General features: G+C 73.1%; 22 protein-coding genes and 3 tRNA genes. 18 read left to right on the top strand and 7 right to left on the bottom strand.

Features of this window, described 5'->3' with window-relative positions:
• Positions 1-166 precede the first annotated feature (166 nt).
• The gene (locus Saso_RS18230; RefSeq protein ID WP_189923792.1) at positions 167-1,777 is read left to right on the top strand and encodes a S1C family serine protease; all 1,611 of its coding nucleotides are present in this window, start codon (positions 167-169) and stop codon (positions 1,775-1,777) included.
• Positions 1,778-1,940: 163 nt separating this feature from the next.
• On the opposite strand, the gene Saso_RS18225 is transcribed toward Saso_RS18230, so the two are convergent.
• The gene (locus Saso_RS18225; RefSeq protein WP_189923794.1) at positions 1,941-2,759 is read right to left on the bottom strand and encodes a hypothetical protein; all 819 of its coding nucleotides are present in this window, start codon (positions 2,757-2,759) and stop codon (positions 1,941-1,943) included.
• 141 nt (positions 2,760-2,900) lie between these two features.
• Here Saso_RS18225 and Saso_RS18220 point away from each other — a divergent pair.
• A tRNA-Ser gene (locus Saso_RS18220) sits at positions 2,901-2,987 on the top strand.
• 107 nt (positions 2,988-3,094) lie between these two features.
• Here Saso_RS18220 and Saso_RS18215 read toward each other — a convergent pair.
• Both Saso_RS18215 and Saso_RS18210 read right to left on the bottom strand, forming a co-directional pair.
• Positions 3,095-3,397, bottom strand: a complete 303-nt coding sequence (locus Saso_RS18215) for a hypothetical protein (RefSeq protein ID WP_189923796.1) — start codon at positions 3,395-3,397, stop codon at positions 3,095-3,097.
• Between the two features lie 12 nt (positions 3,398-3,409).
• On the bottom strand, positions 3,410-4,279 hold the full coding sequence (locus Saso_RS18210; protein ID WP_189923798.1) for a bifunctional DNA primase/polymerase: 870 nt from the start codon (positions 4,277-4,279) through the stop codon (positions 3,410-3,412).
• Between the two features lie 370 nt (positions 4,280-4,649).
• Between Saso_RS18210 and Saso_RS18205 the strand changes: the two genes are divergently transcribed.
• The 6 genes from Saso_RS18205 (at position 4,650) to Saso_RS18180 (ending at position 10,487) form a co-directional block, all read left to right on the top strand.
• The gene (locus Saso_RS18205; protein WP_189923800.1) at positions 4,650-4,946 is read left to right on the top strand and encodes a hypothetical protein; all 297 of its coding nucleotides are present in this window, start codon (positions 4,650-4,652) and stop codon (positions 4,944-4,946) included.
• A 385-nt stretch (positions 4,947-5,331) separates the two neighbouring features.
• Positions 5,332-6,333 carry a bifunctional MaoC family dehydratase N-terminal/OB-fold nucleic acid binding domain-containing protein gene (locus Saso_RS18200; RefSeq protein WP_229901354.1) on the top strand — a complete coding sequence of 334 codons (1,002 nt, stop codon included), beginning with the start codon at positions 5,332-5,334 and terminating at the stop codon, positions 6,331-6,333.
• Positions 6,330-6,758, top strand: a complete 429-nt coding sequence (locus Saso_RS18195) for a MaoC family dehydratase (protein WP_189923804.1) — start codon at positions 6,330-6,332, stop codon at positions 6,756-6,758. Before Saso_RS18200 ends, Saso_RS18195 begins: the two co-directional genes overlap by 4 nt.
• Positions 6,755-7,924 carry a lipid-transfer protein gene (locus tag Saso_RS18190; protein WP_189923806.1) on the top strand — a complete coding sequence of 390 codons (1,170 nt, stop codon included), beginning with the start codon at positions 6,755-6,757 and terminating at the stop codon, positions 7,922-7,924. Before Saso_RS18195 ends, Saso_RS18190 begins: the two co-directional genes overlap by 4 nt.
• A 160-nt stretch (positions 7,925-8,084) precedes the next feature.
• Complete coding sequence (locus Saso_RS18185) at positions 8,085-8,642, top strand: SigE family RNA polymerase sigma factor (RefSeq protein ID WP_189923808.1); 558 nt, start codon at positions 8,085-8,087, stop codon at positions 8,640-8,642.
• 189 nt (positions 8,643-8,831) lie between these two features.
• Positions 8,832-10,487, top strand: a complete 1,656-nt coding sequence (locus Saso_RS18180; protein ID WP_189923810.1) for a long-chain fatty acid--CoA ligase — start codon at positions 8,832-8,834, stop codon at positions 10,485-10,487.
• 611 nt (positions 10,488-11,098) lie between these two features.
• Here Saso_RS18180 and Saso_RS18175 read toward each other — a convergent pair.
• Entirely contained in the window at positions 11,099-12,424 is a 1,326-nt protein-coding gene (locus Saso_RS18175; RefSeq protein WP_229901355.1) for an MFS transporter, read from the bottom strand.
• Positions 12,425-12,570: 146 nt separating this feature from the next.
• On the opposite strand from Saso_RS18175, the gene Saso_RS18170 reads away from it, so the two are divergent.
• Positions 12,571-13,152 carry a TetR family transcriptional regulator gene (locus Saso_RS18170; RefSeq protein ID WP_189923812.1) on the top strand — a complete coding sequence of 194 codons (582 nt, stop codon included), beginning with the start codon at positions 12,571-12,573 and terminating at the stop codon, positions 13,150-13,152.
• A gap of 139 nt (positions 13,153-13,291) precedes the next feature.
• Here the strand turns inward: Saso_RS18170 and Saso_RS18165 are convergent, their stop codons facing one another.
• Complete coding sequence (locus Saso_RS18165) at positions 13,292-18,088, bottom strand: PAS domain-containing protein (RefSeq protein ID WP_189923814.1); 4,797 nt, start codon at positions 18,086-18,088, stop codon at positions 13,292-13,294.
• Positions 18,089-18,337: 249 nt separating this feature from the next.
• Complete coding sequence (locus Saso_RS18160; RefSeq protein WP_189923816.1) at positions 18,338-18,940, bottom strand: SSI family serine proteinase inhibitor; 603 nt, start codon at positions 18,938-18,940, stop codon at positions 18,338-18,340.
• A 158-nt stretch (positions 18,941-19,098) separates the two neighbouring features.
• Here Saso_RS18160 and Saso_RS18155 point away from each other — a divergent pair.
• From Saso_RS18155 to Saso_RS18135, 5 genes are all read left to right on the top strand, one after another.
• Positions 19,099-19,189, top strand: a tRNA-Ser gene (locus tag Saso_RS18155).
• A 216-nt stretch (positions 19,190-19,405) separates the two neighbouring features.
• Positions 19,406-19,478, top strand: a tRNA-Arg gene (locus tag Saso_RS18150).
• A gap of 258 nt (positions 19,479-19,736) precedes the next feature.
• A complete protein-coding gene (locus Saso_RS18145) occupies positions 19,737-20,141 on the top strand; it encodes a nuclear transport factor 2 family protein (RefSeq protein ID WP_189923818.1) in 405 nt (134 codons plus the stop codon).
• Positions 20,142-20,387: 246 nt separating this feature from the next.
• Positions 20,388-20,654 carry a hypothetical protein gene (locus Saso_RS18140; RefSeq protein WP_189923819.1) on the top strand — a complete coding sequence of 89 codons (267 nt, stop codon included), beginning with the start codon at positions 20,388-20,390 and terminating at the stop codon, positions 20,652-20,654.
• A complete protein-coding gene (locus Saso_RS18135; RefSeq protein ID WP_372442451.1) occupies positions 20,647-21,417 on the top strand; it encodes a DUF2637 domain-containing protein in 771 nt (256 codons plus the stop codon). Before Saso_RS18140 ends, Saso_RS18135 begins: the two co-directional genes overlap by 8 nt.
• A 129-nt stretch (positions 21,418-21,546) precedes the next feature.
• Here Saso_RS18135 and Saso_RS18130 read toward each other — a convergent pair whose 3' ends face one another.
• On the bottom strand, positions 21,547-22,122 hold the full coding sequence (locus Saso_RS18130) for a MarR family winged helix-turn-helix transcriptional regulator (RefSeq protein ID WP_189923821.1): 576 nt from the start codon (positions 22,120-22,122) through the stop codon (positions 21,547-21,549).
• A gap of 187 nt (positions 22,123-22,309) precedes the next feature.
• Between Saso_RS18130 and Saso_RS18125 the strand changes: the two genes are divergently transcribed.
• The 4 genes from Saso_RS18125 (at position 22,310) to Saso_RS18110 (ending at position 26,284) form a co-directional block, all read left to right on the top strand.
• Positions 22,310-22,729 (top strand): HGxxPAAW family protein, encoded by a 420-nt coding sequence (locus Saso_RS18125; RefSeq protein ID WP_189923823.1) that lies wholly within the window; start codon positions 22,310-22,312, stop codon positions 22,727-22,729.
• A complete protein-coding gene (locus tag Saso_RS18120; protein ID WP_189923824.1) occupies positions 22,650-23,582 on the top strand; it encodes a DUF2797 domain-containing protein in 933 nt (310 codons plus the stop codon). The genes Saso_RS18125 and Saso_RS18120 overlap by 80 nt, the downstream gene beginning before the upstream one ends.
• A gap of 309 nt (positions 23,583-23,891) precedes the next feature.
• Positions 23,892-24,632, top strand: coding sequence for a response regulator transcription factor (locus Saso_RS18115; protein WP_062645116.1), 741 nt, complete (start codon positions 23,892-23,894; stop codon positions 24,630-24,632).
• Positions 24,629-26,284: a sensor histidine kinase gene (locus tag Saso_RS18110; RefSeq protein WP_189923825.1), complete on the top strand. Its 1,656-nt coding sequence runs from the start codon at positions 24,629-24,631 to the stop codon at positions 26,282-26,284. Before Saso_RS18115 ends, Saso_RS18110 begins: the two co-directional genes overlap by 4 nt.
• Positions 26,285-26,295: the final 11 nt, after the last annotated feature.

The raw sequence follows: 26,295 nt of genomic DNA, 5'->3' as shown, positions 1-26,295 counted from the left end.
TCTGACGGCCCGTGGGAAAAGCTGAGACGTACAAAAGGACACGCACAGCCGCGGCACGCCGGAACGACGACGAGGCGGGCCGCACAGCGCGGCAGGCGTGGCCGAGCGCGGACGAGCGTGACCCAGTGCGACCGACGACAACAGCCGTGGATCGAGGAGAAGAGCTGTGAGCACCGAGAACGAGGGCAAGAGCGAGGGCACCCAGGTACCCCCGGCCCCGTCCGCACCCCCCGTGCCGGTGGAATCTCCCTCGGCCTCCCCGCAGGCCGCCGCGCCCGGCGCCGGCGAGCCCACGACCCCGCTGCCGGCGGCGCCCGCGCAGGCACCGGACGCGGGCGCGCCCGAGGGCCACTGGCCGCCGCCCACCGTTCCCCAGGGCGCACCGGCCGCGAGCGAGGGCCACTGGCCGCCCCCGACCGCTCCCCGGGCGCCCCAGGGTGCCCGCCCGGTCCCCGGCGAGGACTGGCCCACCCCGGTTCCCGCCACCCCGCTCTACGCCGACGCGGGTGCGGGCACGCACGCGTACGGCTCGGGCGCCCCGGCCGCCGGTGACACCTCCGGCGCCGGCGCTCCTGGAGGAGCCGGCGGCTTCGGCGGACCCGGTGCTCCCGCGGGAACCGCCTGGGGCGCCTCCTACCAGCAGCCGGCGCCCAAGTCGGGCCGCGGCCGCGGCGGACTCGTCGCCGCGGTCCTCGTCGCCGCGCTGGTCGCGGGCGGCCTGGGCGGCGGACTCGGCTACACGCTGGCCAAGAACGACGACGACACCGGCTCGACCACCGTCTCCGCCTCCACCGACGGCGGCAACGTCAAGCGCGACCCGGGCACGGTCGCCGGGGTCGCGGCCAGGGCCCTGCCCAGCACGGTCACCATCGAGGCCGAGTCCAGCAGCGGCGAGGGCGGCACCGGCACGGGCTTCGTCTTCGACACCCAGGGCCACATCGTCACCAACAACCACGTCGTCGCGGACGCGGTCGACGGCGGCAAGGTGACGGCCACCTTCCCCAACGGCAAGAAGTACGACGCCGAGGTCGTCGGGCACGCGCAGGGCTACGACGTGGCCGTCATCAAGCTCAAGAACGCCCCCTCGGACCTGAAGCCGCTCACCCTCGGCGACTCCGACAAGGTGGCGGTCGGCGACTCGACGATCGCGATCGGCGCCCCCTTCGGCCTGTCCAACACCGTCACCACCGGCATCATCAGCGCGAAGAACCGCCCCGTGGCCTCCAGCGACGGCAGCAGCAGCGCCGCCTCCTACATGAGCGCCCTCCAGACCGACGCCTCGATCAACCCGGGCAACTCCGGCGGCCCGCTGCTCGACGCGTCGGGCAACGTCATCGGCATCAACTCCGCGATCCAGTCCACCGGCAGCGGCGGCCTCGGCGGCACCACCCAGTCCGGCTCGATCGGCCTCGGCTTCGCCATCCCGATCAACCAGGCCAAGTACGTGGCCCAGCAGCTGATCAAGACCGGCGAGCCGGTGTACGCGAAGATCGGCGCGTCCGTCTCCCTGGCGGACTCCACGAACGGCGCGAAGATCAGCGAGACGGCCGAGGGCGGCTCCTCCGCGGTCGAGTCCGGCGGCCCGGCGGCCCAGGCGGGCCTCAAGCCCGGCGACGTCATCACCAAGCTCGACGACATGGTGATCGACAGCGGTCCGACCCTCATCGGCGAGATCTGGACCCACCAGCCCGGCGACAAGGTCACGATCACCTACGAGCGCGACGGCAAGACCCACACCGTCGACCTCACGCTCGGCTCCCGCAAGGGCGACAGCTGACATCGGGGGCCGGCCGGCCCCTCCTCCGCCCGGTCCACGCACGCGTACCTCCCCGGCCCGGCTCCGGCTGAGCCACGCGCGCGCGTACCCGAAGGGGCGCTCCTCACCGAGGCGCGCCCCTTCCGGCTTTCCCGCACGTCGTGGGGGACAGCCCGTCAGCCTGTCAGCAGTGGCAGCGGACCCGGACGACGATCGTGTCGCCGGGGAGCTCCGCGAGATACGCCTCGCTGCCGGGCCAGACGGCGGGCAGCGCGGGGTCGTGCGGGCACAGTTCCGGCTCGCAGAACGCGTGCACGGCCTCCACGCCGTTCCCGTACGCCTCCAGCCACCAGCCGTCCACCGTGAGCACGTCCGTGTTCGGCGTCCGGGTCCAGGTGTGTTCCCGGATGTACTCGGCGCGGGTTCCCCCGTACCCGATGACGGGATGCTCGACTGGATCGTCGGCGCCCACGAAGCCGAGGTAGCCCATGCCCAGGCTGAAGGGGTGGTCGAGGTACGCCCCGATCAGGGGCTGGCCCCGGTAGGCGGCGAACATGTCGTCGGCGTACCGGTCACCGGGGAACGCGGTGGGGTCGTTGCGCCAGCGGTCGACGAAGTCCGCGAGCGGGACGGCCGCGGGGTGCACGGCGGACAGGCTGTGCCACAGGTCCCACGACGCGGCGACGGCCCGCTCGGCGGCGAGGTACGGCCGGGAGAAGTCAAGCAGCGCGCGCGGTCCGCCCGCGCAGACGCCGGGGACGCTCGGCTGGGGCGTGCCGTCGTACACGGGCTCGTCATGGACCAGCCGGGGGTCGTCCTCGTGCCCGGCGACGACGGCGAAACCGTGCCCGTCGCTGCCGCCCTCGACACGGCGGGAGTCCCACATGCCACGACCGACCGGATTGCCGTCGGCGTCGAACGGCGCGAGAGCCTTCGCCAGCGCCCCTCCGACATCGCCCACGGCCTCGGCCGGCAGACACACAGTGACGGTGACGTGCGCCATCACCCCTCCTCGACGCGTCCCAGGAACCACATACCCCCGGGGCACGACCGACCCCGGCGCCCCCATGGTCCACCACGCCCCCACGGCGCCCCCCGCGCCCGGTAGTCTGTACCCGCTCCGCCCCAGGTGGGCAGGGGCGCAGGTGGGTTGCCCGAGCGGCCTAAGGGAACGGTCTTGAAAACCGTCGTGGCAGCGATGTCACCGTGGGTTCAAATCCCACACCCACCGCAGGTCAGAAGGGGTGTCACTCTCCGGAGGGGCATCCCTTCGGCGTGACCCTGACTTCCCGGTGCTCCGCGTCTGATCAGCGTACGCGGCAGACCGGCGGCCAGGAGTCACGGTGTCTCTGGGGCATCACCGGCGGTGTCGGGGAGGCCGTCGCCGTGGGTGTCGGCCACGAGTTCGGCGAGGACGAAGTGGGCCTCGTTGCTGGACATCCCTTTTTCGACGCGCACGAAGTAGCTGCGTTCGGAGACGCGGTAGACCCGTCTCCTCTGGCGCCGACGCCCTCTTGCGGTGCCGGCTGCCCCGAAGGTGTCGATGATGCGCAGCATCTCGGCCCGAGCTTCCGCTTCGGTTCCCTCTAGTTCATGCCAGACGGTGTGATGGGAAAGTTCCGACAGACCGAGGGCTCGCATGACGGCCCATCGTCATGGTGTCGGGCGGGTCATGCGGGCTGCCGAGGTGATGGTCGAGCGGGCCTCGTGCTCAGGGAGGCCGGTGTGGACGGCGGCCTCGGTGAGGGCGTCGGCCAGCTGGTCGCCGATGCCGTCCTCGTAGGCGCGGCACGCCGCCCAGAAGAGGCGGGTGTTGCGCTGTCCCTCGTGGGCGGCCTGGACGAACTGGACCAGGCCCAGGCCGTGGGCGCCGCCCGGCGTGGCACGGTGCCGGCGGCGCGGCGGGAGCAGCAGGCGCAGGAGCGAGTGCGGGCACGGCGCGGGGGCGAGATGCGCGGTGCCGGGGCTGACGGCGTAGACGCCGTGGTCGGTGCGGGAGCCGGGACCGACCAGGTAGCCGCCGGCGCCGCGGATGTCGATACCGGCGGCGAGCCGGCCGGCCGAGTTCGGGACGACCACCTCCGGCGGGCCGGTCAGCCACAGGTGCCGGCCTCCGGACGGGGTCCGGACGACGACCGTGGGCGGGATGGTGAACAGGTGGCGCAGCGCCAGTTCGCGCAGGGCGCCCGTGGCGTCGGTGCCCGACTTCGTGTCCAGGTCGACGCCGATGAGGTGGTGCGGGGGCAGGCCGCAGGCGATGCCGTAACCGGTGGCCCAGGGCGCGGCGGCGAACAGTTCGCGGACCCGGGCGGGGTCGGTCGAGGCGTCGTACACGCCGTGGCCGGGGCGGCCGCATTCGCCGTGGCAGGGCGGGGCGGTGGGGTCGTCGCGGTGGGGGGAGCGCAGGGCGGGGAGCTTCGTCCGGGACAGGGGGATCACGGCCAGGCCGCGTTCGGCTGCCGACAGGGCGTGGGCGAGGGCCAGCGTGGTGGCCTGCCGGGGATACCGGTCGTTGGTGGCCATGACTCTATTTTCGTGCAGGTGTTCGAAAAAGGGAAGGGGGCGCGCGGCGACTCGCCGGAGCGCGGGCCGATCGGCCGGAAAGTGCCGGAACGCTTCAGCGCTTGCGGGGCCCGGAAGGCGGCTGTCCGACTTGCCAGGGATTGTGGGGTGAAGGGACATAAAAGTAGCGTTGGGGGTTTATCGACATGTCATCACGCTTCAGTGCTAATCAGGCCTTTCAGGCTGGTTCGCCGGTGATCCGGTGGGCAATTCTGATCTCGCGACGTCGTCAGCAGGTCCACCGGGCGGTCGGCCAACCGCCCGGGCGGGAAACGCAGTTCAGTCACCACGCAGTTCGTGTACCCACGTACGTCCGTTCTGGAGGAACACCATGGCAAGCATCCGTACCGCCCGTGTCATCGCCGCCGTCTCGGCCCTTCCGCTGGCGGCCGCCCTCTTCACGGGAGTCGCGGTGGCGGGCGACGGATCGAACGCGGGTGTGGCGAGCGTCGTCGGCAGCGGAGTCGGTCACGACAACAGGGGCAACTCGTCCACCACACAGCAGAACGCCGTCGGATCGGGGGCTTCGAACCAGAGCAATACCGCGCAGGTCAACGGGGCCGCCTTCACGGCGCTCAACCAGGGCAACAGCAACGTGGCGGTCACCTTCGCCCCGCTGTGGAGGTGACCTGAGGGCGACGCGGGCGCGAGGGGCGGGGCAGGGGCGGGACGCCGGCCCGAGGGGCAGGGGCCGGGGGGGAAGTGGGGAACGGGAAGTTGGGGAACGGGGAGTTGGGGAGTGCTGGGTCGAGGCCGTGGGGCCGGGTCACAGGGAGGGGGCGGGTTTCGGCGGAGGCTCGGAGGGGAGGGCTGCGGCCCCGAGTGTGCGCCACGGCATCGACCAGCGTCTGCGCGGCGGTACTTCGGTACCGCCGCGCAGGCGTTCCCGTGTACGGAGGCGATGAGGCGCCGAGATGCCGAGCAGTCGCCGTGTCCCCGTGCTCGCCGACCTTGACACCGGACCGTATCTGACGGACAGTCAGAAACCGTTCGGTCCTGGAAGGAGTACGGCCGTGGACGACGAGCTCCACGCACGGCTCAAGGCCTACGAGGGCCGTCCGGCGGCGGTCGCCGGCGTCGGCCGGGATCCCGTCAACGCGCCCATGATCAGGCACTGGTGCGAGGCGATGGGCGACCGCAACCCCGCGTACACCGGCCCTGACGCGATCGCCCCGCCCACCATGCTCCAGGCGTGGATCATGGGTGGCCTCGGAGGTCACGGACGACGGGCGCACGCCTACAACGACCTGCTCTCGCTCCTCGACGAGGTCGGCTGCACCTCGATCGTCGCCACCGACTGCGAGCAGGAGTACGCGCGTGCGCTGCGGCCGGGGGACGAGGTCGCCTTCGACACGGTGATCGAGTCCGTGTCGCCGCGGAAGACGACGAAACTGGGCACCGGCTACTTCGTCACGACCCGGACCGACGTGCGCGTCGGCGAGACCGTGGTCGGCACCCACCGCTTCCGCGTCCTCAAGTACGCGCCGAGCGGGCGGGGGCCCGAACCGCGGCGGGCGGGGGGCTCCGAGGAGAAGCGGGACGGGAAGGCGGCGGAAGCGCGGGACGGGAAGGCGTCCCGGGCGCGGCCGCGGCCCGTCGTCAACCGCGACAACGCCGGCTTCTGGGAAGGGGTGCGCCGGGGCCGCCTCCTCGTGCAGCGCTGCACCGCCTGCGACACCCTCCGCTTCCCCTGGCTGCCGGGCTGCAACGCCTGCGGATCGGAGCAGTGGGACACCGTACGGGCGACGGGTGACGGCACGGTCTTCTCGTACGTCGTGATGCACCACCCGTCCTTCCCCGCCTTCGACCCGCCCTACGCGGTCGTCCTGGTCGAGCTGGCCGAGGGCGTCCGCATGGTGAGCAACGTGGTCGACGTGCCGTACGACAAGGTGCGGATCGGTATGCCGGTGGAGCTGGAGTTCCGGACCTACGGCGGCGGGGGCGAGGCGGGTGAAGGGGGCGAGGAGCTGGTGCTGCCCGTGTTCCGGCCCCGGGCGGCGGAGGCGGCCCCGTGAAGGCCGGTGACGAGCTGCCGCCGCTGGAGATCGCCGTCACCCGCACCCTGATCGTCGCCGGCGCCCTGGCCTCGCGCGACTACCAGGACGTCCACCACGACCCCGAACTCGCCCGGAGCAAAGGGTCTCCCGACATCTTCATGAACATCCTCACCACCAACGGCCTGGTCGGGCGCTACCTCACCGATCACTTCGGTCCGGCCGCCGTGCTCCGCAAGGTCGCCATCCGGCTGGGGGCGCCCAACTACCCCGGCGACACGATGGTGTTGCGGGGGCGGGTCGAGGAGGTCGTGGGGGACACCGCCGTGGTGCGGGTCACCGGGGACAACGGGATCGGCAGACACGTCTCGGGCACGGTGACCCTCACCGTCCCGACGGCAGCCGCCGATGGCAACGGAGCCGTCCCTCCGGGAGGTGCCGGATGAGCGTGCGGACGCGGGACTCGCTGGGCGGCCGGGCCGCGATCGCCGGTGTCGGGGCCACGGAGTTCTCCAAGGACTCGGGCCGCAGCGAACTGCGGCTGGCGACGGAGGCGGTGCGGGCGGCCCTCGCCGACGCGGGCCTCACGGCCGCCGACGTGGACGGACTGGTGACCTTCACGATGGACACCAGCCCGGAGATCACCGTGGCGCAGGCGTGCGGCATGGGCGAGCTGTCCTTCTTCTCCCGGGTGCACTACGGCGGCGGGGCGGCCTGCGCGACCGTGCAGCAGGCGGCGCTCGCCGTCGCGGCCGGCGTGGCCGAGGTCGTCGTCTGCTACCGCGCCTTCAACGAGCGCTCCGGGCGCCGCTTCGGCTCGGGAGTGCGGCACCGGGAGCCGTCCGCCGAGGGGACGGCGCTCGGCTGGACGCTGCCGTTCGGGCTCCTCACCCCCGCCTCCTGGGTGGCGATGGCGGCGCAGCGCTACCTGTACGCGTACGGGCTGAGCGCGGAGGAGGCCTTCGGGCCGGTCGCCGTCACCGCGCGCCGGCACGCGGCGGCCAATCCGGCCGCCTACTTCCACGGGCGCCCCATCACCCTCGCCGACCACGCGGCCTCCCGCTGGATCGCCGAGCCGCTCCGGCTGCTGGACTGCTGCCAGGAGACCGACGGCGGGCAGGCGCTGGTCGTCACCTCGGTCGAGCGGGCCCGTGACCTGCCGCGGCCGCCCGCGGTGATCGCCGCGGCGGCCCAGGGCGCGGGCCGGGCCCAGGAACAGATGACCAGCTTCTACCGCGACGACCTGACGGGCCTGCCGGAGATGTCGGTGGTCGCCCGCCAGCTGTGGCGCACCTCCGGGCTGGCGCCGGCCGACATCGACGTGGGGATCCTGTACGACCACTTCACCCCGTTCGTGCTGATGCAGCTGGAGGAGTTCGGCTTCTGCGCCCCCGGTGAGGCCGCGGCCTTCGTCGCGGCGGACCGGCTGCCGCTCAACACCCACGGCGGCCAGCTCGGGGAGGCCTACCTGCACGGGATGAACGGGATCGCCGAGGCCGTACGGCAGCTGCGCGGCACGTCCGTCAACCAGGTCCCCGGGGCCGCCCGCGCGTTGGTGACGGCGGGCACCGGCGTGCCGACGTCCGGGCTGGTCCTCGCCGCGGACGGGTGAGCCGCCGGGAGGAGCCCCCAGGGGTCGTCCCGGAGTAGTCCCCGTCTCCTCGTCCACCTACAGGAGGTGGGGCGGGCACCACCCCTACAACCTGAGAGGGACGCGTCTTCGGGACCTGCGGCCGATCCGCCCGGCCGGGCCGCGAACCTAGCGTGGAGCCATGACCACACCCGTCTGCACCAGTGCCTCGAACGCGATGACGCGGCCTTCCCGGTGTCCGGCGTACCCGTCCTTCGCCTCGTACGTCAGTGCCCGCCAGCCGGCGCTGCTGCGCACCGCACGGTCGCTGACGGCGAACCCCAGTGACGCGGAGGACCTGCTCCAGACCGCGCTCACCAAGACCTATGTCGCGTGGGAGCGGATCGAGGACCACCGGGCACTGGACGGCTACGTCCGCCGGGCCCTGCTGAACACCCGCACGTCGCAGTGGCGCAAGCGCAAGGTCGACGAGTTCGTGTGCGACGAGCCGCCGGAGCCGGAGCCGGTCGGCGCCGCGGACGACCCGGCGGAGCGGCAGGCGCTGCACGACGCCATGTGGCGGGCGATCCTGAAGCTGCCCGCGCGGCAGCGGGCGATGGTCGTCCTCAGGTATTACGAGGACCTCAGCGAGGTCCAGACGGCCGAGGTCCTCGGTGTCTCGGTGGGCACGGTGAAGTCGGCGGTGTCGCGTGCGCTCGGCAAGCTGCGCGAGGACCCCGAGCTGGTGCTGGTGCGCTGACGCCGTACGACGGCCCCGATCGGGGCCGAGAGGGTGCCGGGGAGGCGTCGGGGAGGTGCCAGGGGGGCGCCGGGGTCGCGTCGTGACCTGATCGATCGCCGTTCCCTAGTGACATACCGCGCGGTATGTGCGCAGAATCAGCACAACCGTTACCACCGCGTAGGCAATGTCGCCGCCCAGGAGGACGCCGTGCTGAGCACCATGCAGGACGTACCGCTGACCGTCACCCGCATCCTCGAGCACGGTGTGCTGGTGCACGGGCGGTCCAGGATCACCACCTGGACGGGCGAGGGCGAGCCGCAGCGGCGCAGCTTCGCCGAGGCGGGCGCCCGGGCCGTGCAGCTGGCGAACGCCCTGCGCGACGACCTCGGCGTCCGCGGCGACGACCGTGTGGCCACGCTGATGTGGAACAACGCCGAGCACGTCGAGGCCTACTTCGCGATCCCCTCCATGGGAGCGGTGCTGCACACCCTCAACCTGCGTCTCCCGGCCGAGCAGCTGGTGTGGATCGTCAACCACGCCGCCGACAAGGTCGTCATAGTCAACGGATCGCTGCTCCCGCTGCTCGCGCCCCTGCTGGACAAGCTGCCCACGGTCGAGCACGTCGTGATCTCGGGTCCCGGTGACCGCTCGCTCCTCGACGGCGCGCACGCGCGCGTGCACGAGTACGAGGAGCTGATCGCGGACAAGCCGAAGACCTACGACTGGCCCGAGCTGGACGAACGCCAGGCCGCCGCCATGTGCTACACCTCCGGGACCACCGGCGACCCCAAGGGCGTGGTCTACAGCCACCGGTCGATCTACCTGCACTCCATGCAGGTCAACATGGCCGAGTCGATGGGCCTGACCGACCAGGACACCACGCTCGTCGTCGTCCCGCAGTTCCACGTGAACGCCTGGGGCCTGCCCCACGCCACCTTCATGACCGGCATCAACATGCTGATGCCGGACCGCTTCCTCCAGCCCGCGCCCCTCGCCGAGATGATCGAGAGCGAGCGGCCGACGCACGCGGCCGCCGTCCCGACCATCTGGCAGGGGCTGCTCGCCGAGCTCACCGCCAAGCCGCGTGACGTCTCCTCCCTCACCCAGGTCACCATCGGCGGGTCGGCCTGTCCGCCGTCGCTGATGACCGCGTTCGACGAGCTGGGCATGCGGGTCTGCCACGCGTGGGGCATGACGGAGACCTCGCCGCTCGGCACCATCGCCCGGCCGCCGGCCCACGCCGTCGGCACCGACGAGGAACTCGGCTACCGCCTCACCCAGGGCCGCTTCCCGGCCGGGGTCGAGGGCCGCCTCACCGGGCCCGGCGGCGAACGCCTCCCCTGGGACGGCGAGTCCGCGGGCGAGCTGGAGGTGCGGGGCGGGTGGATCGCCGGCGCCTACTACAACGGTCCCGACGGCGAACCGCTGCGCCCCGCCGACAAGTTCAGCGAGGACGGCTGGCTGAAGACGGGTGACGTCGGCACCATCTCCCCCGACGGCTTCCTCACCCTCACCGACCGGGCCAAGGACGTCATCAAGTCCGGCGGCGAGTGGATCTCCTCGGTGGACCTGGAGAACGCGCTGATGTCGCACCCCGACGTCGCCGAGGCCGCCGTCGTCGCCGTGCCCGACGAGAAGTGGGGGGAGCGGCCGCTGGCCACGGTCGTCCTCAAGGAGGGCGCCACCACCGACTTCGCGTCCCTGCGCGACTTCCTCGCCGCCGAGGGCCGGATCGCCAAGTGGCAGCTCCCGGAGCGCTGGACGGTCATCGCGTCGGTCCCGAAGACCAGCGTGGGCAAGTTCGACAAGAAGGTGCTGCGCAGGCAGTACGCGGAGGGCGAGCTGGACGTCACCCGGCTCTGACCCATCCGGCTCCGAGCGCCGGCACGGCGCGGCTGTCCCCACGCGTCTCCGCCGGGCAGGGCACCTCGCGGCCCCTGCCCGGCGGACCCGCGCGCGGGCCCACCGGCCGCCCGGCCGCGGACGCGGTGCACGTCGCGGTACGCCCTCGCCGGGCCGCGGGGCCGCCAAGGGGCGGGGCGGGACCGGGGCGGGGGCTGCGGCGTCCGTCGTCGGCCCAGCACGCCGCGGCCGCCGCCCACCCCGTCGTGGGCGTCGGAAGTCGTGGCCCGCCGGACCGGACGGATGCGTCGGCGGGGCGGACCGGGCGAACCCGCGGCCGACCGACCGGACGGTCCCTGCGGACCGGGCGAACCCGCGGTCGACCGACCGGACGGTCCCTGCGGACCCGGCGCGCCATGCGGCCGGGTGGACCGGCCGCGCTGGGTGGAGGCGGACCCGGCAGAACCGGCGCGTGGGTGGACCCGGCTGCCGGCCGGACCCGGTGGTCCTGGTGGTCCCGGCGGACCGGGTGGTGCCGGCCCAGGCCCGTGGACGCCGGTGTCGGCGCCGGTGTGAGGGTCGGCGGCGGCGTCAGCTTCGGCGCCGGTGTCCGCGTCAGCGCCGGTGTCAGCTCAGCGGCGTGCGGTCGTGGTCGTCCAGCCCAGGGCGAGCCAGGTGCCCGCCACCGCGACGACCCCTCCCCAGCCGAAGTGGCTGAAGGCGAGGCCGGCCAGGGCCGAGGCGGTGGCGCCGCCGGCGAAGCCCGCGACGACGTAGGCGCTGTTGGCCGTGGCCGGGGCTGACGTGGTCGTCAGGGCCAGGGTCTGGTTGGCGACATGGGAGGCGACCAGGGCCACGTGGATCACGATCGCGGCCACGAAGAGCGCCACGAGGACCCGCCCGCCCAGCCAGAACAGCGGGACCGAGACGGCGGCGAGGAGATACGCGTTGCGGACGACCTTCGCGGCGCCGAAACGGTCGACCAGACCGCCCGCCAGCGGCGCGACGACCCCGGCGGCCAGTCCGAAGAGGCCGAAGAGACCGGCGGTCGCGGTCGACATGCCGTAGGCGCCGCCGGTCAGCAGCAGCGCGAGCGAGGTCCACAGCGCGCTCCAGGCGCCGTACATCCCGGCCTGCCGTACGCAGGCCCGCCACAGGTCGGGCGAGCGCCGGACCAGACCCGGCATCGCGGTGAGCCCGGCGAAGAGACGGCCCTCGCGGGGTCGGCGGCGTTCGGCGGGGAGCGCGGCCGCCGTCAGCAGGCCCAGGGCCGTGGTCAGGACCGCCGCGCCCACGAACACCGCCCGCCAGCCGAAGGCCTGCCCGGCGAGCCCGCCCAGGACGCGGGCCGCGACGATGCCCGTGAAGAGCCCGGCGATCACCGCGGCGACGTGCCGGGCGCGCCGGTCGGCGGGGGCGCGCTCGGCGACCAGCGGCACGAGGAGCTGCGGGACGACGGTCGCGGCCGAGGCGACGAACACCGTGGCGGCCAGGGCGGCGGTCCCGGCGGCGCCGGCGCCCGCGAGCAGGGCCGCCGTGGTGACGAGGGAGAGGACGGCGACGAGCCGGCGCCGGTTCACCCGGTCGCCCAGCGGGGCGAAGAGCAGCAGACCGGCCGCGTAGCCGAACTGCGCGACCGAGGCGATCCAGGCCACGGCCGAGGGCGTCGAGCCGAAGTCGCGGGCGATGAGGGGGAGGAGCGGGGCCGCGAGGTAGATGTTGGCGGCCGTGACGGCGGTGCACAGGGCGATGAGGACCAGGAGGAGGTTCCCGCGGGGCACGGGCGCGTCCACCGGGCGGCTCGCGGCCTCACGGCCCCCGGGGACCTGCGCGCGGGCTTCCCGGGCGGGGCGCGCTCCCCGGGCCTCCCCGGTCTCGCGCGCTGTCCGGGCTGCCCGGGTGGCGTGGGCTTCACTCGTTTCGACGGCTCCGCCGGGGGCGGCGACTTCGGACGGCATGGCGGTGGTGCTCCTTCGACCGGCTCTGACGGCAGCCGGCTATCCGGTAACCAACCAGTTGGTTGGGATGGAAGGGGAACAGTGTGCGGTGAGCGGGAATTCCCTGTCAACCAACTGGTTGGTTACCCGCTCGCTACGATGTCCCCATGGCAACCACCAGGGATCCCGAGGCCACCCGGGCCCGGATCTTCGACGCGGCCGTGACGGAGTTCGCCCGCCACGGCATCGCGGGCGCCCGCATCGACCGCATCGCCGCCGAGGCCAAGGCGAACAAGCAGCTCATCTACGCCTACTTCGGCAACAAGGCCGAGCTGTTCTCCCAGGTCCTCGGCCGCAGCATGGTGGACCTCGCCGCCGCCGTCCCGGTCGACCCGGACGACATCGACGGCTGGCTCGACCGGCTGATGGACTATCACGCGGCCCATCCCGAACTGCTGCGCCTCCTGCACTGGGAGGGCATCGAGTACGGCCTCGGCGAACTGCCCGACGAGGCGCGACGCCAGGAGCACTACGCGGTCAAGGTCGCCGCGATGCAGGACGGCCAGGACCGAGGGGTGATCTCCGACGCCATCCCGGCCCGCGACCTGTTCTTCCTGCTGATCGCGATGGCCAACTGGGCCGCTTTCGTCCCCCAGATGAGCCGCATCCTGGCCGGCTCCGAGGACACCGACCGCGACCGCCTGCGGGCCTCCATCAAGGAAGCGGCACGACGCCTGGTCACCCCGTGACCCCAACGGGTCCCGGGACCTGCCCGACCTCGGCCCTGCCCGACCTCCACCCGGCCCGGCCTCGGCCCCGGCCCGGCCTCGGCTGACGGGTCGGCTCTGGCTCGGCTTGGGCCAGGGACCGTGCCGCGGCCCGGAGGGCCTAGTTGGTGCCGATGCGGGCGAGCAGGTCCACGATCCGGCTCTGCACCTCGGGACTCGTCGAACGCTCGGCGAGGAAGAGCACCGTCTCCCCCGACGCCAGCCGCGGCAGGTCGGCCTGGTCCACGGCGGCCGTGTAGACGACCAGGGGCGTGCGGTTGAGCTGGCCGTTCGCGCGCAGCCAGTCCAGGATCCCGGACTGATGGCGGTGCACCTGCATCAGGTCCATCACGACCAGGTTCGGCCGCAGCTGACCCGCGAGGGTGACCGCGTCGGCGTCGCTGGCCGCCCGCGCCACCTGCATCCCGCGCCGCTCCAGCGTCGAGGTCAGGGCGAGGGCGATCTCGGCGTGCTCCTCGACGAGCAGCACCCGGGGCGGATGCTGCTCGCTGTCGCGCGGCGCGAGCGCCTTCAGCAGGACGGCGGGGTCCGCGCCGTAGGCCGCCTCGCGCGTCGCCTGCCCGAGACCGGCCGTGACCAGCACCGGGACCTCGGCGGCCACCGCGGCCGTACGCAGCGACTGCAACGCCGTACGGGTGATCGGCCCGGTCAGCGGGTCCACGAACAGCGCGGCCGGGAAGGCGGCGATCTGGGCGTCGACCTCCTCGCGCGAGTGCACGATCACCGGCCGGTAGCCGCGGTCGCTGAGCGCCTGCTGCGTGTGGACGTCCGGAGCCGGCCAGACCAGCAGCCGGCGCGGGTTGTCCAGCGGCTCCGGGGGCAGCTCGTCGTCCAGAGGCTGCGGACGCGGCAGGTCGGCCACCTCGACGGCCCCACCGGGACCGTCGAGCGGCTCGGGTCCCTCGGCGGCGTTCTCGTCGGGGGCCCCTATGGCGTACGAGCGCCCGGCCCCCTCCGTCCCGGGCCCACCGGGCACGAGCCGCGACTGACCCGCGAGGGAGGGATGCGGCACGGGCGCCGCCGCGGGCGCGGGCATCGGCGCGGGTGCCGCACCGACCGGCGGTACCGGGGCCGCGACGGGCTGTGCGGCCGCCGGGACCTGCGCCGCCGCGGGCTGCTCCCCCGACGGGTGCGGACGCGCCGTCTGCTCCGGGCGGGTCGCCGGATCGGGCGGGGTGCCCAGCTTGCGGCGCCGCCCGGAACCGCCGGGGGCGTGCGGGGCGGGAGTGGCCGAGGACTGCGCCACCGGAAGCCCCGGCTGCGCCGGACGCGCCCCCTGCGCCTGCTGGACCTGCGCGGCCTGGCGGGTGAACGGCACACCCTGGCCCAGGGTGCGGACGCTGATCGCCCGTCCCTGCGTCGAATGCGGGTCCACCGGCTGGCCCGCCGCGGACTCGGCGGGCAGCGGCTGGGCCACCCGCGGTTGTCCGGCGGACGCCTCGGGCGGCAGCGGCGTGCCCGCGCCGGGAGTCGGCGTCGGCGCCACGGGCCGCGGGGCGGCCCCGGGCGCCGGAGCCGCTTCGGCCGGGAGCGGCTGACCCTGCCCGGACGCGTGCGGTACGGCGGCCGCGCCCGGGTGGGCACCGGAAGCCGCCGCGACCTGCGCGGGCAGACCGGGCGCCGCCTGGGCGGGGACGGGCTGTCCCACGGCCGGCTGTCCCGGCACCGGCTGCCCGGGCACGGGAGCACCGCCCTGCACCGGAACCGCCGGGCCGCCACCGGGCCCCTGCGGCTGCGCCGGCTGTAGTGCCTGCGGTGCTTGCGGTGCCTGCGGGTGGAGTTGGGGCGGGACCTGGGCCGGAACGGCGGCTTCCGCGGGCTGGGCGACAGCACGGCGTCGGCGGCCCGTGGGCGCGGTCGTGGGGTGCGGCTGGGGCGGAGTGTGGTCGTCGCCCTGGTCGTGCGGTACGGCGTCGTGCCGTCCATGGTCGATCGCCGCGTCCTCGGCGGAACCCTGGCCGGCGGCCTGGACCGGCGGCTGACCCTGCGCGGGCACCTGCTCCTGCGCGGGGACCTGTCCCTGTACGGGCACCTGCCCCTGCGCGAGGATCGGCGCCTGCGCCGGGATCGGAGCCTGACCAGGCACCTGAACCGCTCCCGGAGCAACAGCCGGAACCGTGCCCGGAGCCGGAATCATGCCCGGAGCCGGGACCGTGCCCGGCGCCGGGATCGAGCCGGGAAGCGGGGCCGGAGTCATGCCCGGAGCGGGAACCCCGCCCGGAACCGGACCCAGGGCGGGAACCTGACCCGGAACGGGACCCGGAGCCTGACCCTGAATCTGACCCGGAACGGGACCCGGAGCCTGTCCCTGAATCTGACCCGGAACGGGACCCGGAGCCTGTCCCTGAATCTGACCCGGAACGGGACCCGGAGCCTGTCCCTGAACCTGACCCGGAATCCGACCCGGAACCGGAAGGGGCCCCGCTGCTCCGACCTGCTCGGCCTCGGTGGGGCCGACGGGACCGTCGGTCGCCCGGTCGGCCTCCGCGGGAGGCAGGGCGAACACCGCACGCGGGCCCGCCTCCTGCGCGGCGGCGCGCTCGTTCGCGGCGGCCAGGGCACGCCGTCGGCGTCCCGTCGGCTGGCCGTCCTCGGACCCCGCCTGCGGACCCGCGCCGGTCGCCGGGTCGGCTCCGGCGGCGTCTCCCGGGGCCCTTCCCGCGGCCGGTGCCACCGGGAGGGCGGGCAGCGCGGGCGCCAACGCGTTCTGGGGCTGCTGCCCGGCCGGGGCGAGCCGTCCGTCGGGTGCGGGTACGCCCTGCGGCGGAACGGTGCCGCCGAGTCCCGTACCCGAGGCGGCGGTCCCGGCCGCGTGCTCGGCGGCGGTGACGACGGCGCCCTCGCTCACTCCCGCCCCCGCCCCCGCGGGCATACCGGGAGCGGCCCCGGCGACGGCCACCTCGGCCGACCGCCCGCGTCGCCGCCCGGTACCGCCGGAGCCGTCGGCGTCCTCGGGGCCCTCCGCCGCGCCGAGGGCCGCCGGGGCCTCACCCGGCAGCTCGTCCGGTGCCGCGCCCGCGGCGCGCCTGCGCCGCCGTCCGGTCGGAAGGGCTGCCTCGGGGTCCGCGCCGCCCTCGGGGCCCGGGCCGTCGCTCTCCAGGAAGGCGTCCACGGAGGACCGCCGGGCCCGCCGGCGGCCGCCGACGCCGTACTCGCCCGGCACGTCCTGCGGCGCCGCCGCGTCCGGACCGGCGGAGAGGACGGGCAGGGCCGGGGCCGCCACGGCTCCCGCGCCGCCGCCCAGCGGCACCTCGAGCACGTACGCGCTGCCGCTCATGCCCGGCACCTCGTGCGTCTGGAGCACGCCGCCGTGGGCCCGCACGATGCCCCGCACGATCGGTTGGTGCACGGGGTCGCCGCCGGCGTACGGCCCGCGCACCTCGATGCGTACGACCTCACCGCGCTGGGCGGCCGCCACCACGACCGTGTTGTCCATGTAACCGCCCGCCGAGACGGGCGCGTTGCCGGTCGCGTCGACGCCCGCGACGTCGGCGACGAGGTGCGCGAGCGCGGTCGCGAGCAGACGCGCGTCGACCTCGGCCTCGATGGGCGGCGCGTGGACGGCGAACTGCACCCGTCCCGGTCCGATGAGATCCACGGCGCCGTCGACACCGGCGGCGACGACGGCGTCCAGCATCACCTTCGTCCGGGCGATGACCTCCGACCCGGTGTCGAGACGCTGATAGCCGAGGACGTTGTCGATGAGCGTGGTGATCCGCGAGTAGCCGGCGGACAGGTGGTGAAGCACCTGGTTGGCCTCGGGCCAGAGCTGTCCCGCGTCGTCGGCGGCGAGCGCGGCCAGTTCGCGGCGCAGCTCGTCCAGCGGACCGCGCAGGGAGCCGCCGAGGAGGGTGAGCAACTGCTCGTGCCGTCCCGCGAGCGCCTCGTAGCGGTCCTTCTCCCGTTCCGCGAGGGCCGCGTAGCGCTCCTCGCCGGACGCGAGTTCCTCCTCGTGCCCTTCGCGCAGCTCCTCGAGCTCGGTGACGTGCTGCTGGCGCAGCGCGGTGAGGTCGGAGGCGTGCTCCTCGGAGAGCTTCTCCAGCTCCTCCGCGTGCCGCTTCTCGACGCCGTCCTTCTCCTCGGCCAGGGCGTCGAAGGGCCGCCGGTCGGTGAAGGTCATGACGGCGCCGACGAGCTGATCGCCGTCGCGCACGGGCGCGGTCGTCAGGTCGACGGCGACCCGGTCCCCGCTCTTGGACCACAGCACCTGCCCGCGCACCCGGTGCTTGCGCCCGGAGCGCAGGGTGTCGGCGAGCGGCGACTCGTCGTAGGGGAAGGGCGAACCGTCGGCGCGCGAGTGCAGGACGAGGGTGTGCAGTTCCTTCGCGCCGAGATCACTGGCCCGGTATCCCAGGATCTGGGCGGCGGCCGGGTTGACCAGGACGATCCGTCCGTCGGTGTCGGTGCCCACGACGCCCTCGGACGCGGCCCGCAGGATCATCTCGGTCTGCCGCTGCGAGCGCGCCAGCTCGGCCTCGGTGTCGACGGTGCCGGACAGGTCGCGTACGACGAGCATCAGCAGTTCGTCGGAGGCGGAGGAGTAGCCGTAGCCGTCGTAGGCCTGCTGGCCGTTCTCCAGGTTCGCGCTGGTGACCTCGACCGGGAACTCGCTGCCGTCGGTGCGGCGGGCGACCATCCGGGTGGGCTTGGTCCGGCCCCGGGGGTCCATGTGGTCGGGCCGCCGCATGGAGCCGGGGATGAGCTTGGAGTCGAACTGCGGCAGCAGGTCGAGCAGCCCCCGCCCCACGAGAGCGGTGCCCGGTGTCTCGAAGGCCTCGAGCGCGATGGTGTTCGCGTTGACGACCGTCCCGTTGGCGTTGACCAGCAACAACGCGTCGGGAAGCGCGTCGAGTATGGCTGCGAGGCGAGCAGCGCCTCGGGATGGCCTGCTGCTCACGAGTCGCTTCCTCCCTGTTACCGCACCTTGCCGACCGTTCGGGCCATCTTGCCAACCGGCCCGCACCGTGTCACGCGAGGGAGTCTAAGGGCTGGGATCCCGTCGGCGGCGCCGGATGAGAGGGAGCTCGCACGACGAAGTGACACAGAACGTGTGTCCTCACCTGTCCTGGCCCGTCCTCGCGCAGGACCGCCTGCTCCCGACGCCTTCCGCGGTCCGCCCCGGCTTCGCGGGGCCTTCGCGCGACCTTTACGGAACCGGTGCTTCCGCCACGCTCAGCGGGCGGCGGACGGCCGACGGCCGACGGCCGACGGCGTCCGGACCGGATCGGGGAGCAGCCGGATCGGGGAGCAGCGGCACGAGCCGGTCCCACCGCTCGATCGCGCAGCCGTCGACGCGGTCGTACGTCGCGTCGACCGGGCGTCCGGCCCAGCGGCCCGTGACGTGGGCGGTGGCCGGACCGCCGTACCGCATGGTGCAGACGCCGCCCTCCGGCGCGGGCGCGAAGGTGTCCGTGCCCCAGCGGGTGTTGCGGTCGACCGCGCCACAGGCGCCCTCCACGTCCGGGTGAACGCCGCGCCCGGGGTGGCAGTACACCTCGAACGTCCCGTCGGCCCCCGCGCCGGCGTGCCGGACGGTGACCGTGAGGTGATCGGTGGGGACCTCGTCCTCCTCCCGGACCGGCGGCGGGGCCAGCGAGGCGCCCGGGGCCCACGGGGCGAGAGCGGTGCCGTCGGCGGCGGCCGCCCCGGCGTACGCGGCGCCGGGCCAGGCGGCCCCCGCGGCGATCACGACGGCACAGGCGGCGGAGGAGACGGCGGCGAGCCGCCGGAGCGGGATGACCTGGAACATGTCATGACTAACGGCGCACCCGGCGCGACGTTGCGCCCCCGCAAAGCGCTTTGCCCTGCGACCCACCTGCCTAGTACCGTGGACGGCGATTGGTGACACACCGCTCGGCTGTGTCATCATCTGCACGCACCACTCGCACACACGCGGGGGGTTGTGCTGGAGGCGTCGCCTAGTCCGGTCTATGGCGCCGCACTGCTAATGCGGTTTGGGACTTCAATCCCATCGAGGGTTCAAATCCCTCCGCCTCCGCTCGATCACCGAAGCCCCGGTCCATCCGACCGGGGCTTCGTCGTTCCCCGGCTCCGCGCCCCGTCGTCTCACGGGCCCTCAGAGAGACGTTTCCGCAGCTCACAAGCGGTATGGCTAACGGATTTCACATGTCGGCGGCAGTCATGTAATGTTCTTCCTGTCGCCGCGAGCGGGCCGGAAGGGCCGGGAGCGAAGACAGAAAAACCGAATAAACAAGCACTCGTAGCTTAACGGATAGAGCATCTGACTACGGATCAGAAGGTTGCAGGTTCGAATCCTGCCGAGTGCACACAAGTCGAAGGCCCCGGAGAGATCCGGGGCCTTCGGCGTTTCGGTGTCGTACAGCAGCGGAGCACGGCACCGGTCGATGTCAGCCGTGGGGGAGCCGTGATCGGTGGATCGGCTTCAGCGCCTACGCCGCCTACGACGTCGACGACCGGGCGGCGTTCCCGGACGCTGTCGAGCAAGCCGACACCGAGGCCGGCGCTCAGGGCGCAGCAGGGAAAGGTGGGCGACACGGGCGCCGCGCGAGGGTGACCATGTCGTCATGACGGCAGCACATCTGGAAACCGGCAGTGACGACCCTCAGGTGGCCGAAGCGCTGGCCGCGGAGTACGAGACGTTGTCACCCGAGTGCCGTGCTGATCCTGACCGGTTGAACCGGTTCCTCGCACCGGACTTCCATGAGTTCGGTGCCTCCGGAGGAGAGATCGAGTACGAAGGCACCGCACAGCGCGTGGCGGCGTACACCGACCCGGCTGGTGAGCCGATCAGGGCCGAGCGTGTGCGCGGGGTCAGGTTGGCGGACGGACTGGTGATGGTGAAGTACCGCGCGAACATCGACGGGAAGTGGTCGAACCGCACGTCATTGTGGCGGCGGGTGGCTCCGATGCAGTGGCAGATGTTCCACCACCAGGGAACGCCGGCCGCAGGCCCTGACGGCACTTCCTAGTGCGCCGGCTGCCGCTCCCCGCGGGCCCGCACACCGGGAGGGCTCGCTCGCGCCACGACGGTCTTCGAGATCGTGGGCGGCTTCCCGGGAGGACACGAGACGAAAACCGGCTCGACCAATAAAGTGCGGAATGGGAAAGTAATAACTTGGCCGAGAAACGCTCTTCCGCCGGATTATGACGTCATGCGATGTCGGAGTCACTCATTTGCCGCGCATCTGGAGCAGGGGGAACGGTGTTAGCGGAATATGACGAAAGCAAGGTTCCAGGACCTGCATCGACGCGACGTGGGTGTGGATGATCAGCCCACGATCCAGGATCTGACAGGCGGAAAGTCTACTTTCCCGGTGATCGGGGACGGCGCGTGGGTCGAACGTCAGATCACCGAACCGCTTCTCCGTGAGTTCCTTGCGCTGCTGGAGACGATCCAGGAAGAACTCGATTCCCGATGGAGCGGCCATGTCAACATCGGCCGTCATGTGGACCACGCCCGACGGGCGCACCCCTATGAATGACGATTATGTGGATCCCGATTTCACTCGGCGTGACTGGTATTCCGACGCCTATTCCTACGGGTCGGACGCGGGCTGGAACGGCGGACCGGCCGACGCCCTGCACGGCGGGGTCCCGCTGACCGCACCCGACGCGGGCTGGGACCCCGCCGAGGAGCTCGCCTACCTCATGCAGGAAGCCATGTCCGCGGAATCCGCGGTCAGGGTGCCGCCCCCGCGCAGCGAGCCCGCACCCGTCGCGGACGCCGTCGACCCGATGGAGGGGCTGGCACAGATCACCGTCCAGCTGCCGCCCACCCGGCGTCCCGCCGCCGCGCACCGCAAGGTTCCGGGGCGCAAGGTCCGGCGTCTGTGGCTGCGGACCGGCAGTTTCGTCATCGTCGCGCTCGTCGCCGTCATCGTGGCGATGGTCAGCGTCTTCGGCGGCATGGTGGCCTATCGGCCGTTGCAGAACATCACCTCCGGAACGGGAGGCGGAATGTTCACGTCGTGGCCGCTTCTCGTGTACGGCCCCTGGATGGTGGCCTCGCTCTCCATCCTGCGGACCGCGTTGCATCAGCGCCGCGCCGTGCACTCCTGGTTCATCGTGCTGCTTTTCTCCTCCGTCGCGATGATGCTGTGCGTGGCACAGGCCGACAAGTCTTTCACCGGTATCGCCGGTGCCTCCCTGCCCGCGCTCGCGTCCCTCGCCTGTTTCCAGCAACTCGTCCGGCAGATCACCCTGACCCTGCCGCCACGACAGACGACGCGCCGCCACCGGCAGTGAGCCGATAAGGATCAGCGGTCCGAAAATCCTTGGTCCGGCCACGCGGTTCGACAAGCGCCGGTCCGACAAGCGCCGGTCCGACAAGCACCGGTCCGAAAATCGGCGGTCCGGCAATCGGCGGTCCGGAAATCAGCGGGGGGCATCGCCGGGTTCCGGTCCCGTTTCCGTTTCCGGCGGCGCGGGGTCGCGGTCGTGGACGCGGAGTTCGTCGCGGTAGGTGTGGGCCAGGGCCGTGGCGCGGGTGAACCAGTCCGTCAGGACGGCGGTCTCCTCGGGGGAGTAGTCCGCGAAGAGGGCGTCGAGGCGCGCGTAGTACGGCTCGTACAGGGCGTACGCGCGGGCGACCGCCGAGGGGATCGCGGCGACGCGGACCCGGCGGCGGTCCCCGGGGTCGGGGCGGCGGGTGACATAGCCGGCGCGTTCCAGGCGGTTGAGGATGCCGGTCACCGCGCCCGTCGTGACGTGGACGCGGGCCGCGAGCTCCCCGGCGGTGAGCAGGTTCTCGCCGGCCTGGATGACGTAGCCGAAGCAGGTCAGGTCGGTGACGTTCAGGCCCAGGCGCTGGGCCATCTCCTGCTGGCCGACCATGCTGGCCGCGATGAGGTCGTCCATCGCCGAGAGCGCTTGTGCGGGGGTGGCGGCGGGGCGGCCGCCGTGCGGGTCACTGGGCTGACCGCTGTCCGGCGGTGACGGCTCGGCTGGCATCTGGGGTTTCTCGGTTCCTTGCTCGAGGTCTGCTCGGTGCGGTGGTGCAGCGCGGGGCGGTGCGCGGTCGCCGGGGGCCGGCCGCGGGGGCCGTCGGTCGTTTCTGCTGGGTCCTTGTTATCCGACTTCGGTTTCTCTTACCTTGTAAGAGGTTCAGTAACAGAACTTCTTAGGATGTGAGGGAAACATGGCGCTGTACGACGAGGGGCACACCGTCGCCGGCTGGACGGGCGTCGGCATCGCGACCGCCGGGACCTCCGTGGTGGGAGTCGGCGTGTGCGCCGTCTCCGGGGTGCTGCTGGCCGTCGGGCTCGGGATCGTGGTGGTGAGCGCGCTGGTCACCTGGGGGCTGCATCTCACCGGCTGGGGCAAGCCGCCCGGGGTGCGGCCCCGGGCGGAGTGGGGGATGTGGGTCCGGGACCCGTGGGCCCGGGGCGGGCATCCCGGCTGCGTCGGGTGCCGGCTCGCGGGCCGGTCGCGTCCGGTCGCGTCCGCGTTGTCGGTGCCCGGGCCTACCGTGGTGGGTGATGGCACAGGCATGGAAGTGCGCGGGGCTGCGGTGGTCGGCGCAGGGGCCCGAGCTGATGTGGGACGGGGGACGCCGTAGCCCGCTGGCCCAGGGGCGGCGGGTGGCCTTCGGGGTCGAGGAGGGCGGGGTGCGGGAGTGCGCCGGGGCCCGGGGGCACGCGTGTCCCCGGCGGGTCGTCGTGCCGGGCAGAAGCGCGGGCGGCCGTTGCGAGGAGTGCGCGCGGCTGGACCGGGCGCACTCCGTCGCCGCGGACCGGGTCGCGGACGATCCGCGGCCGTACCGGGTGTACCTCGCGTGGTTCGGGCCGGGGCTGGTGAAGGTCGGCATCACGGCGGTCGAGCGGGGCTCGGTGCGGCTGCTGGAACAGGGCGCGATCTGCTTCAGCTGGCTCGGCAGCGGTCCGCTCATGGCCGCGCGGCGTACCGAGGAGCTGCTGCGGGCCGCGCTGCGGGTGCCGGACCGGATCCCGTACACCGAGAAGCGGGCGGTGCGCGCCGTTCTGCCCGCGACCCTGGAGGAACGGGCCGCCGAGACGGGCGAGGTGTACCGGCGTGCCGTGGAACTGACCGGCTGGCCCGAGTCGTTGGAGAGGGCGCCGTTCCGACCCGTGGACCACGTAGGGGCGTTCGGGCTGGCCGGGGCGCCGGCCGCTGTCGGGGAGGTGGGCGAGCTGGTCGCCGGCGGAGCGGTGAGCGGAGAGCTGGTGGCGGCCGCCGGGCCCGATCTGCATCTGGCCACCGAGGACGGCGTGATCGTGCTCGACACCCGGCTGATGCGGGGGTGGCGGCTGGTCCCGGCGGGGGCCGGTGCGCCGGACCCCCTCCGGCCGGACGACCCCGGGGCTCCCCGTCGGCCCTCTCGACCCGCTTTTCCCGTGCGGCACTTCAAGGCGGCGGGCGCGGACGGCCCGCGTCAGGACGGGTTGTTCTGAGGGGATGACGGACCGGCCGTCCGCCGTCCATGGCGATGGTGTCTCCCCGGCCGACGGCCCCCGTGCAGGTGCCCTTCCTGTGCATCTCCAAGGCGGAGCACAGGCGGTGTCCGAGCGGTCGGCCCAGACGATTCTCACGAAAGCGCGTCCCGGCGGCCGCACAGGGTGGCGTACCGGGCATACCGGCGCCCGGAGCCGACGCGGGGCAAGGGCTTCCCAGGTGTCGCCTGAGAGGTGCCTGTGCGTTTCTCAGGGAAATCACAGATGAGTGAAAGAGTGCTCTCAGGGGGCCCGGCCAAGGTGTTCACCATGACCACGACCTCGCCCCAGGGGCGCACCGAACTGCTGAGGCCGGACGGGAGCCCCGTCCGAGTGCTTGTGGTGGACGACGAGCTGTCGATCACCGAACTGCTGTCCATGGCCCTGCGCTACGAGGGATGGCAGATCCGCAGCGCCGGTGACGGCACGGGCGCCATCCAGACCGCGCGGGAGTTCCGCCCCGACGCCGTCGTCCTGGACATGATGCTTCCCGACATGGACGGTCTGACCGTCCTCGGTCGGCTGCGGCGCGAGCTGCCGGACGTCCCGGTGCTGTTCCTGACGGCCAAGGACGCCGTCGAGGACCGTATCGCCGGACTCACCGCGGGCGGCGACGACTACGTCACCAAGCCGTTCAGCCTCGAAGAGGTCGTGGCGCGGCTGCGCGGGCTCATCCGGCGCTCCGGTGCCGCCGACCGGCGCTCCGACTCCGTGCTCGTCGTCGGAGACCTCACCCTCGACGAGGACAGCCACGAGGTGTCGCGGGCCGGGGACAACATCCATCTGACCGCCACCGAGTTCGAGCTGCTGCGCTTCCTGATGCGCAACCCGCGGCGCGTGCTCAGCAAGGCGCAGATACTCGACCGCGTCTGGTCCTACGACTTCGGCGGCCAGGCCAACGTCGTCGAGCTGTACATCTCCTACCTGCGCCGGAAGATCGACGCCGGCCGTGAACCGATGATCCACACCCGGCGCGGCGCCGGATACCTGATCAAGCCCGCGGTGTCATGAGCGGGCGACGACGGCCGCGTGCGCAGAAGAGACGTGGGGGCCTCCCCGCTCGAACGAAGCCGAGAGTGGGGGCGGGACAGCCGCGCACCCTGCGGACGCGGCTCGTCGTCGTGTCCGTGACCCTGATCGCCGTGGTCTGCGCCGTGATCGGCACCGTGACCACCCTGGTGCTGCGCGATCACCTGTACGGGCAGCTCAACGGCCGGCTGGGCGAGGTCGCGGCCCGGGCCGCCCCGCGCGGCGACTTCGGAGGACCGCCCGGCCAGCAGAAGGGCGGCTCCGGCACACCCGGCCAGGGCAAGGCCCAGGCCGCCGGTCTCGCGCAACTGGTGCAGGGTCCCCAGTCGGACAGCACCATCGCCGCCAAGGTCGTGAACGGCTCCGTCACCGAGGCCGAGCGCGGGGTGAAGTCGCAGGACGACTTCTCGATGGGCAGCAAGTCGCTCACGGAAGCCCAGATCAAGGTGCTCAACTCCGTCGCGCAGGACGGGAAGATGCACACCGTGGAGATCCCCGGGCTGGGCGACTACCGGGTCAAGTACGCCAGCAACGACCTGGCCGCCTATTACGTGGGCATCCCGACGGCCGAGGTCGACAACACCATCGACACCCTGATCCTCGTCGAGATCAGCCTCACCCTCGCGGGCCTGGTCGCCGCCACCCTCGCGGGCACCGTCATGGTCAACGTGGCCACCCGCCCCCTGCGCAAGGTCGCCGCGACCGCCACCCGGGTCTCCGAACTCCCCCTGCACACCGGCGAGGTCAACCTCAGCGAGCGGGTGCCCGAGTCCGAGACCGATCCGCACACCGAGGTCGGGCAGGTCGGGGCCGCGCTCAACCGGATGCTGAACCACGTCCACGGCGCCCTGCACGCCCGCCAGGAGAGCGAGATGCGGGTCCGCCAGTTCGTCGCGGACGCCAGTCACGAGCTCCGTACGCCCCTCGCCTCCATCAGGGGCTACGCCGAGCTGACCCGGCGCGGACGGGAGGAGGTCGGGCCCGACACCCGGCACGCCCTCGGACGCATCGAGTCGGAGGCCGGCCGGATGACCTTCCTCGTCGAGGACCTGCTCCTGCTCGCCCGGCTCGACGCGGGCCGCCCGCTCCAGTTCGAGCAGACCGACCTGGTCCCGCTGGTCATCGACACCATCAGCGACGCGCGGGCCGCAGGACCCGACCACGTCTGGCGCCTGGAGCTCCCCGACGAGCCCGCGCTGGTCTCCGCCGACGCGGCCCGGCTCCAGCAGGTCCTCGTCAACCTCCTCGCCAACGCCCGCACCCACACGGCGCCCGGTACGACGGTCACCGCACGCGTGCAGCGGCGCGGACCGTGGCTGTGCGTGGACGTCCAGGACAACGGCCAGGGCATCCCGGCCGACCTGCTGCCGCACGTGTTCGAACGCTTCGCGCGCGGCGACTCGGCACGCTCCCGTGCGACGGGCTCGACCGGACTGGGTCTCGCCATCGTGCAGGCCGTGGCCACCGCGCACGGCGGCGCCGTGACCGTGGACAGCGTGCCCGGGCAGACCGTCTTCACGGTGCACCTGCCGGCCCTCGCCCCCGCCGTGCCCCACCCGGCCCCCGAAACGAACTGGCAACTCGACTCACAGGTCGAGCACAGTGCCACCACATGGGTGCAACAGGGCGCCTGACGAAAGTCGAT

It is taken from the genome of Streptomyces asoensis (assembly GCF_016860545.1).
Taxonomy (GTDB): Bacteria; Actinomycetota; Actinomycetes; order Streptomycetales; family Streptomycetaceae; genus Streptomyces; species Streptomyces asoensis.
The sequence above is the reverse complement of the archived record's forward strand: the minus strand, read 5'-3'. Positions and strand labels throughout refer to the sequence as shown.

What these genes read in the sequence shown, in the direction of transcription:
- Saso_RS18170 (WP_189923812.1), top strand. Translation starts at nt 12,571, where the DNA reads ATGGCAACCACCAGGGATCCCGAGGCCACCCGGGCCCGGATCTTCGAC.
- Saso_RS18185 (WP_189923808.1), top strand. Translation starts at nt 8,085, where the DNA reads ATGACCACACCCGTCTGCACCAGTGCCTCGAACGCGATGACGCGGCCT.
- Saso_RS18130 (WP_189923821.1), bottom strand. Translation starts at nt 22,122, where the DNA reads ATGCCAGCCGAGCCGTCACCGCCGGACAGCGGTCAGCCCAGTGACCCG.
- Saso_RS18125 (WP_189923823.1), top strand. Translation starts at nt 22,310, where the DNA reads ATGGCGCTGTACGACGAGGGGCACACCGTCGCCGGCTGGACGGGCGTC.
- Saso_RS18120 (WP_189923824.1), top strand. Translation starts at nt 22,650, where the DNA reads ATGGCACAGGCATGGAAGTGCGCGGGGCTGCGGTGGTCGGCGCAGGGG.
- Saso_RS18110 (WP_189923825.1), top strand. Translation starts at nt 24,629, where the DNA reads ATGAGCGGGCGACGACGGCCGCGTGCGCAGAAGAGACGTGGGGGCCTC.
- Saso_RS18205 (WP_189923800.1), top strand. Translation starts at nt 4,650, where the DNA reads ATGGCAAGCATCCGTACCGCCCGTGTCATCGCCGCCGTCTCGGCCCTT.
- Saso_RS18160 (WP_189923816.1), bottom strand. Translation starts at nt 18,940, where the DNA reads ATGTTCCAGGTCATCCCGCTCCGGCGGCTCGCCGCCGTCTCCTCCGCC.
- Saso_RS18225 (WP_189923794.1), bottom strand. Translation starts at nt 2,759, where the DNA reads ATGGCGCACGTCACCGTCACTGTGTGTCTGCCGGCCGAGGCCGTGGGC.
- Saso_RS18215 (WP_189923796.1), bottom strand. Translation starts at nt 3,397, where the DNA reads ATGCGAGCCCTCGGTCTGTCGGAACTTTCCCATCACACCGTCTGGCAT.
- Saso_RS18190 (WP_189923806.1), top strand. Translation starts at nt 6,755, where the DNA reads ATGAGCGTGCGGACGCGGGACTCGCTGGGCGGCCGGGCCGCGATCGCC.
- Saso_RS18145 (WP_189923818.1), top strand. Translation starts at nt 19,737, where the DNA reads ATGACGGCAGCACATCTGGAAACCGGCAGTGACGACCCTCAGGTGGCC.
- Saso_RS18175 (WP_229901355.1), bottom strand. Translation starts at nt 12,424, where the DNA reads ATGCCGTCCGAAGTCGCCGCCCCCGGCGGAGCCGTCGAAACGAGTGAA.
- Saso_RS18135 (WP_372442451.1), top strand. Translation starts at nt 20,647, where the DNA reads ATGAATGACGATTATGTGGATCCCGATTTCACTCGGCGTGACTGGTAT.
- Saso_RS18115 (WP_062645116.1), top strand. Translation starts at nt 23,892, where the DNA reads ATGACCACGACCTCGCCCCAGGGGCGCACCGAACTGCTGAGGCCGGAC.
- Saso_RS18210 (WP_189923798.1), bottom strand. Translation starts at nt 4,279, where the DNA reads ATGGCCACCAACGACCGGTATCCCCGGCAGGCCACCACGCTGGCCCTC.
- Saso_RS18140 (WP_189923819.1), top strand. Translation starts at nt 20,388, where the DNA reads ATGACGAAAGCAAGGTTCCAGGACCTGCATCGACGCGACGTGGGTGTG.